General features: G+C 66.9%; 14 protein-coding genes. 6 read left to right on the top strand and 8 right to left on the bottom strand.

Annotated elements, in window-relative coordinates; translation table 11 throughout:
* Positions 1 to 12: 12 nt before the first annotated feature.
* Entirely contained in the window at positions 13 to 987 is a 975-nt protein-coding gene (locus tag GVV86_RS06605) for an iron-siderophore ABC transporter substrate-binding protein (protein ID WP_159617469.1), read from the bottom strand.
* The gene (locus tag GVV86_RS06600; RefSeq protein ID WP_159617468.1) at positions 984 to 1841 is read right to left on the bottom strand and encodes an ABC transporter ATP-binding protein; all 858 of its coding nucleotides are present in this window, start codon (positions 1839 to 1841) and stop codon (positions 984 to 986) included. Before GVV86_RS06600 ends, GVV86_RS06605 begins: the two co-directional genes overlap by 4 nt.
* Positions 1842 to 2208: 367 nt before the next feature.
* Between GVV86_RS06600 and GVV86_RS06595 the strand changes: the two genes are divergently transcribed.
* Entirely contained in the window at positions 2209 to 2499 is a 291-nt protein-coding gene (locus GVV86_RS06595; RefSeq protein ID WP_159617467.1) for a putative antibiotic biosynthesis monooxygenase, read from the top strand.
* A gap of 293 nt (positions 2500 to 2792) precedes the next feature.
* Here GVV86_RS06595 and GVV86_RS06590 read toward each other — a convergent pair whose 3' ends face one another.
* The 4 genes from GVV86_RS06590 to GVV86_RS06575 all read right to left on the bottom strand — a co-directional run bounded on the left by GVV86_RS06590 (position 2793) and on the right by GVV86_RS06575 (position 6432).
* Positions 2793 to 3239 (bottom strand): VOC family protein, encoded by a 447-nt coding sequence (locus tag GVV86_RS06590; RefSeq protein WP_159802154.1) that lies wholly within the window; start codon positions 3237 to 3239, stop codon positions 2793 to 2795.
* 411 nt (positions 3240 to 3650) lie between these two features.
* Positions 3651 to 4727 (bottom strand): alpha/beta fold hydrolase, encoded by a 1077-nt coding sequence (locus GVV86_RS06585; protein WP_159802152.1) that lies wholly within the window; start codon positions 4725 to 4727, stop codon positions 3651 to 3653.
* A 184-nt stretch (positions 4728 to 4911) separates the two neighbouring features.
* Positions 4912 to 5358, bottom strand: coding sequence for a VOC family protein (locus GVV86_RS06580; protein ID WP_159617464.1), 447 nt, complete (start codon positions 5356 to 5358; stop codon positions 4912 to 4914).
* A gap of 330 nt (positions 5359 to 5688) precedes the next feature.
* On the bottom strand, positions 5689 to 6432 hold the full coding sequence (locus GVV86_RS06575; protein WP_159802150.1) for a FadR/GntR family transcriptional regulator: 744 nt from the start codon (positions 6430 to 6432) through the stop codon (positions 5689 to 5691).
* Positions 6433 to 6642: 210 nt separating this feature from the next.
* On the opposite strand from GVV86_RS06575, the gene eat reads away from it, so the two are divergent.
* The 5 genes from eat (at position 6643) to GVV86_RS06550 (ending at position 12443) form a co-directional block, all read left to right on the top strand.
* Complete coding sequence (gene eat / locus GVV86_RS06570; RefSeq protein WP_159617462.1) at positions 6643 to 8073, top strand: ethanolamine permease; 1431 nt, start codon at positions 6643 to 6645, stop codon at positions 8071 to 8073.
* Between the two features lie 87 nt (positions 8074 to 8160).
* Positions 8161 to 9537, top strand: a complete 1377-nt coding sequence (locus GVV86_RS06565) for a glutamine synthetase family protein (protein WP_159802148.1) — start codon at positions 8161 to 8163, stop codon at positions 9535 to 9537.
* Positions 9518 to 10279, top strand: coding sequence for a gamma-glutamyl-gamma-aminobutyrate hydrolase family protein (locus GVV86_RS06560; protein WP_159802146.1), 762 nt, complete (start codon positions 9518 to 9520; stop codon positions 10277 to 10279). Before GVV86_RS06565 ends, GVV86_RS06560 begins: the two co-directional genes overlap by 20 nt.
* Positions 10260 to 11627, top strand: a complete 1368-nt coding sequence (locus GVV86_RS06555; protein ID WP_159802144.1) for an aldehyde dehydrogenase family protein — start codon at positions 10260 to 10262, stop codon at positions 11625 to 11627. The genes GVV86_RS06560 and GVV86_RS06555 overlap by 20 nt, the downstream gene beginning before the upstream one ends.
* A 33-nt stretch (positions 11628 to 11660) precedes the next feature.
* Entirely contained in the window at positions 11661 to 12443 is a 783-nt protein-coding gene (locus tag GVV86_RS06550) for a 3-oxoacyl-ACP reductase (protein WP_159802142.1), read from the top strand.
* On the opposite strand, the gene GVV86_RS06545 is transcribed toward GVV86_RS06550, so the two are convergent.
* Positions 12430 to 13362 (bottom strand): MurR/RpiR family transcriptional regulator, encoded by a 933-nt coding sequence (locus GVV86_RS06545; RefSeq protein ID WP_159617457.1) that lies wholly within the window; start codon positions 13360 to 13362, stop codon positions 12430 to 12432. The genes GVV86_RS06550 and GVV86_RS06545 overlap by 14 nt on opposite strands.
* Before the next feature lie 126 nt (positions 13363 to 13488).
* A complete protein-coding gene (lysA, locus tag GVV86_RS06540) occupies positions 13489 to 14931 on the bottom strand; it encodes a diaminopimelate decarboxylase (RefSeq protein WP_159802140.1) in 1443 nt (480 codons plus the stop codon).
* Positions 14932 to 14958 lie beyond the last annotated feature (27 nt).

Genomic DNA, 14958 nt, shown 5'->3' with positions numbered 1-14958 from the left:
GCGCGGCTGGCGCTACCTGGTCAGGGCCGTGGTGATGGCGTCGACGTACTGGGTCATCGAGGCCGGGCCGCCGAACATCCATATGCCGTCGTTGAGGCGGTGTACCTGACCGGACTTCACGAACGGCAGGGACTTCCACACGGCGTTGTCGGCGAGTTCCTCGGTGAAGTCACCGTCGACGCTGTTGGTGATGTAGACGAAGGCGTCGGCGTCGAGGGTGGTGAGGCCCTCGACGTCGGTGGAGGCCAGGCCGTAGGCCGGGTCGCCTTCCTGCGTCCACGGGGTGGCCAGCCCGAGTTCGGTGTTGATGTCGGTCAGCAGCGAGCCTTCGGCGAACGGGCGGATTGACACCGTTCCGTCGGCGACCCAGCCGTCGGCGAAGGCGACCTTGGATCCGGCCAGCCCTGCCTCCTCGAGGGTGGCCTTGCCTTCGGCGACCGCGGCGTCGAACGTTTCGATGGCGTCCTCGGCCTTGGCCTCGGTGCCGGTTGCTTCGGCGACGAGCTTGAGGTTGTCCTTGGCCTGGTCGATCTGCCGGCCGGCGTCGGCCGATTTCACGACGACGACGGGGGCCAGATCCTCAAGCTGCGTGATGACGGTTTCGGCCAGGTCGGTGGTCGCGACGATCAGGTCCGGATCCAGCGAGGCGATGGTGTCCAGGCTTGGCTCGCCGCGGGTGCCGATGTCCGTGGCGGTGTCGTCAAGCTTGCCGGCCTGGACCCAGTCCGTGTACCCCTTGATGTCGGCGGCGCCGACGGGCATGACGCCGAGGGTCGTGAGGTTCTCGACGACATTCCATTCGGTGCCGACGACCCTGGTCGCCGGAGCATCGAGCTCCACGTCGACGCCGCGGGCGTCGGTTACGGTGACGGGTTTTCCGCCCCCCGAGCCGTTCGAGGCCGCTCCTGCGGCGTCTTCGGTGGTGCCGCAGCCAGTGAGCAGCAGCGCTGCGGCGGCCGTGGCGGCCAAGGCCTTGGAGATCTTCATGGATGGATTGACCTTTCGCTTGGGGAGTTCTGTCTCTCGCTGTGCCGGCCGACGGCGCGCGTGCGCAGCCGGCCGGTCAGGGGGTCGGTGTGCGTGACGATGGGAATTGAGTAGACGTCGCTGAGCAGGTCCGCGTCGAGCGCTTCGGAGGCGGGCCCGGCGGCGGCGATCCGGCCGTCGGAGAGCACTACGACGTGATCCGCGAGTGCGGCCGCCTCGTCGAGGTCGTGAAGCACCACCCCGATCGCTACGCCGTGCACGCGGGCAAGGTCGTGGAGCAAATCGAAGATCTCCACCTTGTAGCGCAGGTCCAGGTGGTTGGTCGGCTCGTCAAGGAGCAGCACCGAGGTGTCCTGGGCCAGGCAACCCGCGAGCCAGACGCGCTGCAGCTGCCCGCCGGAGAGTTCGTGCACACCCCGGCCGGCCAGGGCCGTGATACCTGTCAAATCCATGGCGCGCTCCACGGCCGAGGCCCCTTCGGGGTCGGCGGCGCGCCATCGGCCGCGGTACGGATGGCGCCCGAACTCGACGACGTCCCGCACGCTCAGCCCGTGGGGTACCGGGCGGCTCTGGGACAGCAACGTCACGTGCCGGGCGAAGTCGCTGCGCTTCATCATCAGCGCATCGGCCGCCGGGCCGTCCGAGGGCGTCACGGTGATCGCCCCCGAGGACGCCGGGTGCAGCCGGGCCAGTGCCCGCAGCAGGGTCGACTTGCCGCTGCCGTTGGGGCCGACGAGGGCAAGGATCCGGCCGGGCTTGAGGGTCAGCACTGCTTCGTGAACCACGTCCCGGTCCCCGTAGCGCAGCGTGAGGTCATGGGCTTCGAGGCCCGAGAGTTCCCTTCGTTCGATCACAAAAGCACATTAGCTTAGCCTTACCTAAACCCTATAACCGGCGGTTTCCTCGGGGTTGGCACGGCCGGCGTTCTCAAGGCAGTGGATGAGGGCCTGCGGGTGGGAGTTTCCCTGGCCGGGTAGTGCGCGCTGGGTGGGCGCGGTGCACGGAATAAGCGCGGCCTTTCGCCGCGTTGAATCGGCAACAGACCAACAAAGAGTCGCGGCCGTGGCAGCGCACCGCAGAACTTTTCGGCAGCGGCAAGCTACGGGCGCCCATCCCAGCAACACCCCGCCCCTCCAAGGACCACCCCCACCTCGACAGGGATACCCCGGGGCCCGTTCCGTTTCACTTCTTCACCACCAAGAGGTCTCCCTAGGAGAAACAATGTCCACCTCCATCTCGTCCACCGCCCCGGCCTCCACGGGCACCCTGCGCCGCCCCGCACCTCCGAACACCCACCAGATGGCGCTGATCATCTGGCTGTCGGTGTTCCCGACGCTGACCATCATCAACCTCGCCTTCGGCCAGTGGCTTGAGCCGCTGCACCCGGTCCTGCGCACCCTGGTCCTCGCCACGGTCGCCGTCCCCATCGTCATCTACGGCCTCGCACCCCAGCTGCTGCGCCTCCGCGCCCACATCCTCACCCGTTTCCTGAACCGAAGGTCGCGCCGCTGAGCAAAGCCCTGGCGGGCTGCTGACGCCGGACCAGACACCGGCCTCGGCTGGTCCACCTCAAACGGGACCCGTGCGAATCGCACGGGTCCCGTTTGTCATGCTGTGAAGATCTCCGGGTCAGGTGCGCCGGGGTGGTGTGCCGTCGATGTTCCGGTTCGGCAGGCCGGGCCCGTGGTGAAGACAGGGACCGGCCGGAAGTAAGGGAGCCCACCACCGGGAGGGTGATGGGCGTCCTTGGTTCACCGGGGCCTGATGGCGGTGCCGCCCCCGGCCCCGGCATGGCCGGCGATGGGTCAGACGCGGCCGGGGAAGCGGGTGGTGATTTCCTGGAGGATGAACTCGTTGCCATCGGGATCGCTGAAGATGGCGAAGGAGAAGTAGCTGGCGCGCTCCGGAGCCAGGCCCGGGACGCGCCCCTCGGTCTTGGGTGTGGGGATGCCGCCGTCCGCCTCGTGGAAGACCTCGGTGATCTCGATGCCGCGGGAGGCGATATCGGCGCGGGCCGCCTCGACGTCGTCGACGACCAGGTAGGTGCCGCGGGTCGAGCCCGGGGCGGCGTCGGTAAGGCCGTTGCTGATGATAAGGGAGGCGTGCGATCCGGTCGGGGTGTAGTGCACGGCCCGGAAGCCCCCCTCGCCCTTGAGATCGACGTCGAGCCGCCAATCGAGCTTGTCGTAGAACGCTTTGGCGCGCTCCACGTCGGCGACGGGGAGGATGATGAGTTCGAGCTTGTAGTCCATGATTCGGTTCCTTAGCTATTCCCGGGCCCGCCAGGAATATGGTGGACGGACCCCGAACTTCTGACAGTTCAACTGGATCGGCTGGGTACGGACACACGCCGGGAAGGCTGTAGGCGCACACTCCCGCTTCACCGCTTCACCGCTTCACCGCTTCACCGCTTCACCGCTTCACCGCTTCACCGGCGCGGAATACCGACCGGGAACGGGGCGTCGCGGCCGCAGGTACCCACGCCGCCGGCATTGCGCTGCCGGATCACACCGCACGCGTGGCATCCTATCGACTGCCTATGGACGCCGACCAGAAACTCTCCTTGTGTTACCAGGGCCGTGTTGCCAGTGCCGTCGCGGACGCAGCGAAGCCCACCACCGGGACGGTGGCGGGCTTCGCTGGGCGGGCTGTTGAGGTGGAGCTTACTGGGTGTCTGCCGCCAGGAAGGGGCGCAGCACGTTGACCAGCTCCTCAGGCGCCTGTTCGGCGAGCCAGTGGCCGGCGCCGGGGATGACGGCGGTCTGCACCTGGGGGGCAGCGGCCTTGATCCCGGCCGCGGCGGCCGGTCCCCAGCTCTTTTGGCCGCCGATGCCGATCACGGGGATGGTCAGCGGGGTCTTGGCCCGTTCGGCGTTCTGCGCAACCAGGGTGTCCCACTCCCGGTAGAGCTCGAAGCTGGCGCGGAGGCTGTCCTTGTCCCGGTTGTACTGCTTGACGTAGTACTTGATCGCCTGCTCCGACGGAGTGAACCCGCCGCCCTGGATCCGGTATTCGTAACGGTAGAACTCATCGGCACTGTTCCGGACCAGGTTCACGATCAGTTCGTCGTCCACCCGGTTGAAGGGGATATGCCACAGCCGGTTGTTGGTCGGTTCATCGGAGAACAGCAACGGGCCGCCCTTGGTTATCCCGGGAGGGCCCGGAACCTCGACGCCGGCGAAGCGGTCCACCCGGTCGCGGTGATCGGCCGCCAGGGCATAGCCGATGAAGTAACCGGTGTCGTGGCCGACCACGGAGAACTTCTCATGGCCGAGTTCGGTCATCAGGGCGGCCAGGTCATCGGCCAGGGTGGCGGTGTCGTAGCCGTCGGCCGGCTTCTCGGTCAGGCCGATGCCCCGCTGGTCGACGGCGATCACGGTGTGGTCTTCGGCCAACGGCCCCATCACGGCACGCCACGCGTAGGAATCCTCCGGCCAACCGTGCACCAGCAGAACCGCCGGGCCTTCCCCGCCGACCACCGCGTGCTGGCGGATGCCGTTGGCCTCGACGAAGCGGCTCTCGAAGGTGTCACTGAAGCCCGCCGGCAGTTCGTGCCCTTTGGTCACCCAGCTTTCCGGTCCCGCCTTGGGCTCGGAGGCTCCGGCGGAGACAGTGCCGACCACCAGCGCTGCGGCGGCCGCCGCGGCGGCACCAATCCAGCGACGCCGCGTGCGTCCGGCGGGACGTACGGACGCGGTAGTGGGATGCGTCGAAGCTGCATCAGACGGAAGGTTGGGCATGGAGGTCCCCTTTCATGAAACTCACCGAGGGTAATTGATGGTTGCCGTCACCAAAGGCCTGCTTCCGTGCCGGTAGAACTGCGCACAGATGACGCGGGCCCGATAGTGAATTCGGGTCCGCGGCATAGGCCGGCGCCGGGGTCAGGGCCGGAACCCGTGCGGGCTCCGGCCCTGGCGGAGGCAGTTAGACGCGGCCGGGGAAGCGGGTGGTGATTTCCTGGAGGATGAACTCGTTGCCATCGGGATCGCTGAAGATGGCGAAGGAGAAGTAGCTGGCGCGCTCCGGGGCAAGGCCCGGGGTGCGTCCCTCGGTGTCGGGGGTGGGGATGCCGCCGTCGGTCTGGTGGAAGACCTCGGTGATCTCGATGCCGCGGGAGGCGATATCGGCGCGGGCCGCCTCGACGTCGTCGACGACCAGGTAGGTGCCGCGGGTCGAGCCCGGGGCGGCGTCGGTGAGGCCGTTGCTGATGATGATGGAGGCGTGGGATCCGGTCGGGGTGTAGTGCACGGCCCGGATGCCGTCTTTGCTCTCGGTCTCGATGTCGAGGCGCCAGTCGAGCTTGTCGTAGAACGCCTTGGCGCGGTCCACGTCGGCGACGGGCAGGATAATGAGTTCGAGCTTGTAGTCCATGATTCAGTTCCTTGCTGGATTTGGTGAATGGGAGGGTGCGTTCGGGCTGACCGGCATCGGCCGGAAGAGTACCGTCGGAAGGTCTCGGTACTCCTTGTTTAGGACTTTGCGATCCTGTTTACGTATCAACCCATGGGGGCCGAAGATAATTCCCGGACTCCGCTCGCAGCAGTGACACGACAAGGGTGATGGACTCAAGGCAGTTCACGCCGGCTCCCTGCGCCGCGCTCGAGCGAATCCCCTGCCCGGAAGATGCTCGGGCCACCAATACCAGACCCCACGCTCCCGCAGGCGGGACCCGCGGAGGCACCCCGCCTCGCCCGCTCCGATCTAGGGGGATTCTCCGTCGGCGCGGGAAGTGCCGAGAAAACCATGAAGCAACGATGCCGTCCCCTGCAGGTGATCCTCGGTGGCCCGGAACGCTTCCTCGTGGTCTCCGCGCAGGATAGCGTCGACAATTTCCTGGTGCTGCCGGTTGGAGTGCTCAAGGTTCGGCTCCAGCAGGGGTATGCGGTCCAGCAGGTCGCTGACCCGCGCACGGGCATCAGCCACCGCAGCAACCAAGCTCGGCGAACCGCTGACTTCCGCAATTGCCACGTGAAACCTAGCGTCCTTGGGCCGGTATGCATCAGCCGGCGCTCCCGCCACCTCCGCCAGCGTATCGAGAAGGTGCCTGCGCTGGGAGGGGGACAGACTCGCCTTGGCGGCCAGGGACGCCGCCGCCGGCTCGAGCACGCCGCGGAGGATCAGGACGTCTTCCACCTCTTCAGGGCCAGGCTCCGGGAGCGTTCCGGACTCCGGCGGCCGACCCCGGGAAACGTAAGTGCCACCGTAACGGCCGCGCTGCACCTCGACATATCCCGCCTTTTGAAGCTCGGCCAGGGCCTCCCGCAGGGTGGCGCGTGATACGCCCAGCAAATCGGCGAGCTCCCGCTCGGCAGGCAACTTGTCCCCCGCCGCGAGCACTCCCAGTTTGATGTTTTGCAGCAGCCGTTCAATCGTTTCCTCGAAGGCGTTCCCGTGCCGAACCGGGCGAAGAAACCGGGCGGTACCTTCGGAGCGTTCGGCTCCCATGCCACCATCCCTTCCGGTCTAGAATCAGGCCTCATCCCGATCAGCTGTAGATCAATTCTGCACCGCTGCGCCAGCGGAAGGTGGATCTGCCTCTCACCATTTCCGAGTGTTTTTGCTGACCTATTGACGTACTCCGTGATCTACCTCACACTGAGACCAAAATTTATGGACTATTAACAGACCATTGAGCCCTCAGGTGAAGGGATTGCCATGTCAACGTCGGATCGGCAGGACGCGGACCAGAAGTACCTCCAGCAGCGTCAGCTCAAACGCGGGGCCGCCGGATGGGTGCTGCTGGCCGGCCTCGGAGTGGCCTACGTCATCTCCGGTGACTTCGCAGGATGGAACCTCGGCCTGGCGGAAGGCGGCTGGGGCGGACTCCTGATTGCGTTCGTGCTGATGGGCATCATGTATACGTGCATGGTGTTCGGTCTGGCCGAGCTGTCCTCCACCCTGCCGGCCGCCGGCGCCGGATATGGTTTCGCCCGGCGGGCGCTGGGCCCGCTGGGAGGGTTCGCCACCGGAATGGCCGTGCTGATCGAGTACGCCGTGGCGCCGGCCGCCATCGCGATCTTCATCGGCGGTTATATTGAGGCCCTCGGGCTCTTCGGGCTGACGAACTCCTGGCCCGTGTACCTGGTGGCGTACGCCATCTTCGTGGGAATCCACCTGCGCGGCGTGGGCGAAGCCCTCCGTCTGATCTTCGGAATCACCGCGATCGCCGTCGTCGCGCTGGTCGCGGTCGTCATCGGGCTCATTCCCCACTTCAGTGTTGGGAACCTCTTCGATATCGTTCCCGACGGATCACCGGCTTCCAGCGCATTCCTGCCGATGGGCATCAGCGGCGTCGTCGCCGCCCTCGTCTACGGGATCTGGTTCTTCCTCGCCATCGAAGGCGTTCCACTCGCCGCCGAGGAGACTGCGGACCCGAAGAGGGACATGCCGCGCGGCATCATCGCCGCCATGCTGATCTTGGTGGTCTTCGGGGCCCTGATGCTCGTTCTGGTACCGGGCGCCGCCGGGTCGGAGGCCATGAGTACCTCCGACAACCCCCTTCCGGAAGCACTGCGCCTCGCCTACGGCGACAATTCGATCCTCGCTGAATTCGTTAACTACGCGGGCCTGGCAGGACTGGTCGCCAGCTTCTTCTCGATCATCTACGCGTACTCGCGGCAGTTGTTTGCACTCTCCCGGGCCGGATACCTTCCCCGGTGGCTGTCGCTGACGGGCAAACGGCGCACTCCCTACTGGTCACTGATCGTTCCCGGCACCATCGGGTTCATTCTCGCCGCGGCGACCGGCAACGGTGGGCTTCTCATCAACATCGCCGTCTTCGGTGCCACCGTCTCCTACGTCCTGCTCAACCTCTCCCACATCGTGCTGCGAAAAAAGGAACCGGATCTTCCCCGGGGGTACCGGACGCCGGGCGGCGTCGTGACAACCTCCGTCGCGCTGGCCCTGGCCGCCGTCGCCGTCGTCGCCACCTTCGTCGTCGATGTCCTTGCGGCGTCGATTACTGCGGGAATCTTCTGCGCGGCGCTCCTCTACTACTGGTTCTACAGCCGCCACCGCATCGTCGCCGGCGCGCCGGAGGAGGAGTTCGCACGGCTCGCCGCTGCCGAGGCGGAGCTGAAGAAGTGAGGCTCTGACGAACGAAAGCCCTGAGCGCCGCGCCTGCCGGCGGGCTCCGACCCATCCATGAACCAGGACCGAAGCGACGGATATCCAATGACTAATGAAACAGCGAATTCCAAGGCACCGTTGAGCGTCGAAGAGCTGAAGGAGAAGGTGGCTGCCGGTCAGATCGACACCGTGGTAGTCGCCATCACCGACTCCCTGGGCCGGCTCCAGGGCAAGCGATGCGGGGCGCGGTCCTTCCTGGAGGATGTGCTGGGCCACGGCGCGGAGGGCTGCAACTACCTCCTGTCCGTGGACGTGGAGATGAACACCATCGACGGCTACGCTATGTCGTCCTGGGAAAACGGCTATGGGGACATGGTCCTGCGGCCGGATATCGCAACGCTGCGGCTCGTTCCGTGGCTGCCGGGCACGGCGATGGTCCAGTGCGACATCCTCTGGCTCGATGACCGCCCGGTGAGCCAGTCGCCCCGGCAGATACTCCGGGCCCAGATTGAACGACTTGAAGCCCTGGGCTACCGCGCCCACATCGGCACCGAACTCGAGTTCATCATGTTCGATGACACGTACGAGGAGGCCTGGAACAAGAAGTACGACGGGCTGACCCCCGCCTCCCGCTACAACGTTGACTACTCACTCCTTGCCACCGCGAGACTCGAGCCGGTGATCCGCAGCATCCGTACGGGCATGGAGAAAGCCGGCCTGGTCGTGGAGTCATCCAAGGGCGAGTGCAATTTCGGACAGCAGGAGATCACCTTCCGATACCGGGAGGCCCTGACCGCCTGCGACAACCACGCCTTCTACAAGCACGGGGCCAAGGAAATCGCCGCCCAACAAGGGAAAAGCATTACGTTCATGGCCAAGTACAACGAACGTGAGGGCAGCTCCTGCCACATCCACTTCAGCCTCACCGATCTGGACGGTAACCCCGTCCTGCCCGGGGACGGCGAGCACGGCTTCAGCCCGGTCATGGAGCACTTTTTGGCCGGTCAGCTGGCCGCCATGAAGGAAATGGCCTACTTCCTGGCCCCCAACATCAACTCCTACAAGCGGTTCGTCGAGGGCAGTTTCGCTCCCACCGCGATTGCGTGGGGCCTGGACAACCGCAGCTGCGCCCTGCGCGTGGTCGGGCATGGACGGGGCCTTCGGGTGGAGAACCGGGTGGGCGGCGGAGACGTCAACCCATACCTCGCCGCCGCCTCGCTCATCGCGGCGGCCATCCACGGCATCGAAAACAAACTCCCGCTCGAACCCATCACCACAGGGAGTGCCTACCAGTCGGGTGCGGACCGGATCCCCACAACCCTGCGGGACTCCCGCGCCCTGCTGGCCGCCAGCGAGATCGCCCGCAAATCCTTCGGCGACGAGGTGGTGGAGCACTACCTGCACGCGGCCGACGTCGAACTGAAGGCCTACGACAGTGCCGTCACCGACTGGGAGCGCAAGCGTGTCTTTGAACGTCTCTGAGCCCTACCGCCCCCGCATCGGGCTGACCACCTACTACCAGGAAGCCGCCTGGGGGGTGTGGACGGCGGACGCCGCGCTGCTCCCGGGTACCTATGTCGAGGCCGTCGTGGCCGCCGGGGGAACCCCTGTCCTCCTGCCACCCGTCGGGACCGATCCCTCCGTCGTTGAGCTGCTCGATGGGCTGATCATCGCGGGCGGGACCGATGTCGGCCCCGAACAATACGGCGCGGCCCCCCATGCGCTGACGCACGCGCAGCCCTCCCGTGACAGCCACGATTTGTCCCTGACGCGTGCGGCGCTGGCAGCCGGAGTGCCCCTTTTCGCCATCTGCCGCGGCGCCCAGATCCTCAATGTAGCCCTGGGCGGCTCGCTCATCCAACACGTTCCGGATGTGCTGCCGGAGTCCCGGTACCAGCCGGCCCCCGGGGTGTTCGGGAACGTCGATTTCACGACGGCGCCCGGAAGCATCAGCCAGGCCCTGCTGGGACCGCGGGCCAACGCCCCCTGCTATCACCATCAGGCCCTCGACCGGGTCGCCGAGGGCCTGCGCATTACGGCGGCAGCGACCGACGGCACCATTGAGGCCGTCGAAACGACGTCGGGAGGGTGGGTCCTTGGGGTGCAGTTCCATCCCGAACAGAACCCCGGCGACCTGCGGCTGTTCACGGGCTTCATCCACGCCGCGCGCACGTACCGCCTCACACGAACGGAGGGCACGGTCCATGTCGAACAGCACGTTTGATGTCCTGAACCCGACCACTGAAGAGGTCATCGAAACTGTCGCACTGGCCAGCCTTGAGGACACCGACCGGGCCATCGACAAAGCCGCGCGGGCCTTTGAGACGTGGCGCCACGTCGCGCCGGCGGACCGGGCTCTGCTCCTGCGTCGTTTCGCCGCGGCGGTTGACGCCGATCTGGAGCATCTCGCCCGGCTGGAGGTCCGCAACGCGGGTCACACCATCAGCAATGCCCGCTGGGAGGCCGGAAACGTCCGGGACGTCCTCGCCTACTACTCCGGTGCGCCCGAACGCCATCTCGGCCAGCAGATTCCCGTCGCTGGAGGGATCAACATCACCTTCCATGAACCCCTCGGCGTCGTAGGGGTCATCGTGCCGTGGAACTTCCCGATGCCCATCGCCAGTTGGGGATTCGCCCCAGCACTCGCGGCCGGCAATACGGTCGTCCTGAAGCCTGCCGAACTGACCCCGCTGACTGCACTGCGGATCGGGCAGCTGGCCCAGGAAGCGGGCCTGCCCGAGGGAGTACTGCAGATCCTTCCGGGCAAGGGCTCGGTGGTGGGCGAGCGGTTTGTCACCCATCCATCCGTGCGGAAAGTGGTCTTCACCGGCTCCACCGCGGTGGGGAAGCGGATCATGGCCGGCTGCGCCGACCAGGTCAAACCCGTCACCCTGGAACTTGGCGGCAAGAGCGCCAATGTCATCTTCGCCGACGCCGACCTTGAGGCAGCCGCAGCCGCGGCTCCCGGAGCGGCCTTCGACAACGCCGGCCAGGACTGCTGCGCGCGCTCCCGGATCCTCGTCGAGCACAGCGTTTACGAAAAATTCCTGGAGCTGCTCGAACCGGCGGTGAAGGCCCTGAAGGTCGGCGACCCGCAGGACGAGGCCTCCTTCATGGGTCCGCTGATCTCCGCCGCCCAGCGCGAAACGGTCTCCGGTTTCGTGCCCTCTGGCACACCGATCGCCTTCCGGGGGGAGGCCCCCGGCGGCAAAGGATTCTGGTTCCCGCCGACGGTACTGACCCCCTCCCCCGGGGACCGGGTGATGCGCGAGGAAATCTTCGGACCGGTCGTCGCGGTGGTTCCCTTCCAGAACGAAGCAGACGCCCTTCGACTGGCCAATGATTCGATCTACGGGCTCTCAGGATCCATCTGGACCAGGGACGTTGGACGGGCCCTTCGCATGGCCCGCGGGCTCGAATCGGGGAACCTGTCGGTCAACTCCCACTCGTCAGTCCGGTACTCCACGCCCTTTGGAGGCTTCAAGCAGTCGGGGCTGGGCCGGGAACTCGGGCCCGACGCCCTCGACTCCTTCACCGAGACAAAAAACGTCTTTCTAGCCACCGGGCCGTGACGCCCAACCGAACGCCAGCATAAGGAATCCCGAATGACCCAGCAGCTCATCTCCCACCGTCTCGAAGGCCGCAGCGCCGTGATTACCGGCGGCGCCAGCGGCATCGGCCTGGCGACCGCCCGCCGGTTCGCCTCGGAAGGAGCCCGGGTCGTCATCGCCGACGTCGATCCGACCGCGGGCCTGCGCGCCGCCGAGGAGGTCGGGGGCCTTTTCGTGAAGGTCGATGTGACAAGCGAAGAGGAGGTCAAGCACCTCTACGCCGTCACCAACGAGACCTATGGGCGGGTGGACATCTCCTTCAACAACGCAGGCATCTCCCCTGCGGCGGACGGCTCGATCCTGGATACCGGCATCGAGGCCTGGCGGAGGGTGCAGGAAGTCAACCTCACGTCCGTGTTCTACTGCTGCAAATACGCCCTCCCCTATATGCAGGCTCAGGGCAAAGGCTCGATCATCAACACGGCGTCGTTCGTCGCTGTTCTGGGAGCGGCGACTTCCCAAATCTCCTACAGCGCCTCCAAGGGCGGAGTCCTCGCCATGAGCCGTGAACTCGGCGTCGAATTCGCCCGGCAGGGGATCCGGGTCAACGCGCTCTGCCCCGGCCCGGTCAACACGCCCCTGCTGAAGGAGCTTTTCGCCAAGGACCCCGCGAAAGCCGCCCGGCGCCTCATCCACGTTCCGCTGGGACGATTCGCGGAACCGGAGGAACTGGCCGCCGCCGTGGCTTTCCTGGCCAGCGACGATGCCTCTTTCATCACCGCCTCGACCTTCCTGGTCGACGGCGGGATTTCCGGGGCATACGTCACTCCCGAGTGACCCCAGCGGTTCCAGCGGCCGATTCCGCGGCGTCGACACCGCGCCGGTACTCCCAATGCGGAACCAGGGCGTCGACGAACGATCCGTAGCGTTCGAACCGGGCCCGGGAGGCTGCCGAGGTCAGGTCGACGACGCGAGCCGTGAGGGCCTCCACCACGGCCATGCTCGATACGTAGGATTCAAAAGGGCGTGGTGTTCCCACCGAAGCGGGCAGCACCGCACTTGCCACATCCGCCAGGGGGGACAGCCACGGGTCGGTGAAAAGGATGAGTTTCGCACCCTGGTCGACGAGCGTCCGGCCAAGCTTCTCGGTTTCGGCCTCATAGCGCCGGAAGTCGAAGGCGACGGCGGTCGTGCGTTTGTCGGCATCGCACAGGGCCGCCACCCGCTGGGTGCGCGCTTCGTCGACAAATTCCACCCCCGGCCGCAGCTCCTGGAGCATGGCGGAGAGGTGCCGGGCCAGGGACGAACTGAACCATCCGCCGAAGACGAGCACCCTCCGGCGCGGATCGGCAAGGAGCTCCGCCGCCGCCGTGAGGTCCTCCGGTGAGAGGCGGTTCAGGGTGTCCGAGATCGCCGAGCCCAGGGTGGCGGAGAAGTCGTCGAGCGCACCGCCCCCGGCACTCTGCGCCTCAGGGTACAGTTCCACCGGCGTCGTCACCCGGGCGACCACCTCGACCTTCACCGCGTCCTGGAAGTCCGCATAGGTGGCGTAGCCGAGGTGGTTCACGAACCGGATCACTGTCGGCCCGCTGACCTGCGCAAGGCGCGCCAGCTTGGTCGAGGACGCGAGCCCCGTCGCCGCCGGCCCGCCGAGCAGGGTGCGCGCCACCTTGCGCTCGGCGGCCGACATCTCGGACAGCTGACGTCGAATGCTTTCAAACACGGGAAGACCCGCTGGAGCTTCCTGCTCGGACATGCCCTACCTCCGTCAATGCATCCGTTTCCGCACCGGCCCGCCCGGACTGGAAGTCATGCTACTTTCCGATCACTGCGTCCATGCCGATTCCCAGGAAAATTCCCGCGCCGGGCGAATCGCGGATCCTCAGGACCAGACGTCGCGGCGGAACAGGTCGTCCTCCGTCTCGCCTCGGACGATCAGGCGCGCCCTGCCTCCGGAGACCGCCACCACAGGAGGGCGGGGCGTGTAGTTGTAGTTGCTTGAAAGGACCCAGCAGTAGGCCCCCGTCCCGGGCACGGCGAGGAGGTCCCCGGGGCGCAGGTCGGAGGGCAGGTAGACATCCCGGACGACGATGTCCCCGCTCTCGCAGTGCCGCCCAACCACCCGCGACAGCGCGGCGTCGGCGCCCGAACTGCGGGAGGCCAGGGCCGCGGAGTAGTCCGCCCCGTACAGCAGGGGCCGCGGGTTGTCGCTCATGCCGCCGTCGACGGAGACATAACGCCGGGGGAACAGCCCGCCTTCGTGCTCGACGGCATTGGTCTTGAGCGTCCCCACCTCGTACAGGGTGAAGGTCGAGCTGCCCACGATGGCGCGTCCGGGTTCGATGGAGATCCGCGGGACCTCGATGTTCAGGCGGGCGCAGGCCTCTCCGACCACGCGGGCCATGGCCGAGGCGACGTCCTTCGGGTCCTGCGGGGTATCGGCCATGGTGTAGGCGATGCCGTACCCGCCGCCCAGGTCAAGTTCCTCAAGCACGCGCCCGTGCTTCGTGCGCATCCCGGCGATGAACGCCAGGAGGCGCTCGGCGGCGAGGGCGAACCCCTCCGACGAGAAGATCTGCGAGCCGATGTGGCAGTGGATTCCCAGCAGCCGGATGCCCGCGTCCTGCAGGGCGGACGCCACCGCGGTCTCGGCGGGGGATGGCCGCCCGTCGACGGAGGCCATCGAAAGGCCGAACTTCTGGTCCTCATGCGCCGTTGCGATGAACTCGTGCGTCTCGGCGTGGACGCCGGGGGTGAGCCGCAGCAGCACGGGCGCGGTGGTGCCGTGCTCCCGGGCGAGTTCTCCGACGCGTGCCAGTTCCTGGAGGCTGTCGACGATGATCCGGCCAACTCCCATCTCGAGGGCGCGGATCAGTTCGGCATCGGACTTGTTGTTGCCGTGCAGGCCGAGCTTCGCGCCCTCGATGCCCGCCCGGGCCGCGAGTGCCAGCTCACCGCCCGAGCAGGTGTCCAGCCGCAGCCCTTCCTCGTCCACCCATTTCGCCACCTCGACACAGAGGAATGACTTGCCGGCGTAGTAGACGTCGGCCCCGCCGCACAGTGGTGCGAAGGCTTCATGAAAGGCCGTGCGGAACGCGCGCGCCCGCTGCCGGAAGTCGTCTTCGGACACCACGTAGGCGGGAGTCCCGAACTCTCCGGCCAGCCGCGACACGCCGACGCCGCCGATGCTCAGCTCCCCCGACAGCGACCGGCTCACGGTGCTTGCCCAGAGCTTGGAGGGCAGGGCATTCAGGTCGGAGGGAACCTCGAGCCACCGGGGCGCCAGGGGCGACGCGGCCGGCGCCGTTGTCTGTTCGGTCGTCATATCTGTGTGTGCCTCGTTCCGGTGTCC

It is taken from the genome of Arthrobacter zhaoguopingii (assembly GCF_009828595.1).
Classification (GTDB): domain Bacteria; phylum Actinomycetota; class Actinomycetes; order Actinomycetales; family Micrococcaceae; genus Arthrobacter_D; species Arthrobacter_D zhaoguopingii.
This window is presented reverse-complemented; position numbering and strand designations above follow the sequence as displayed.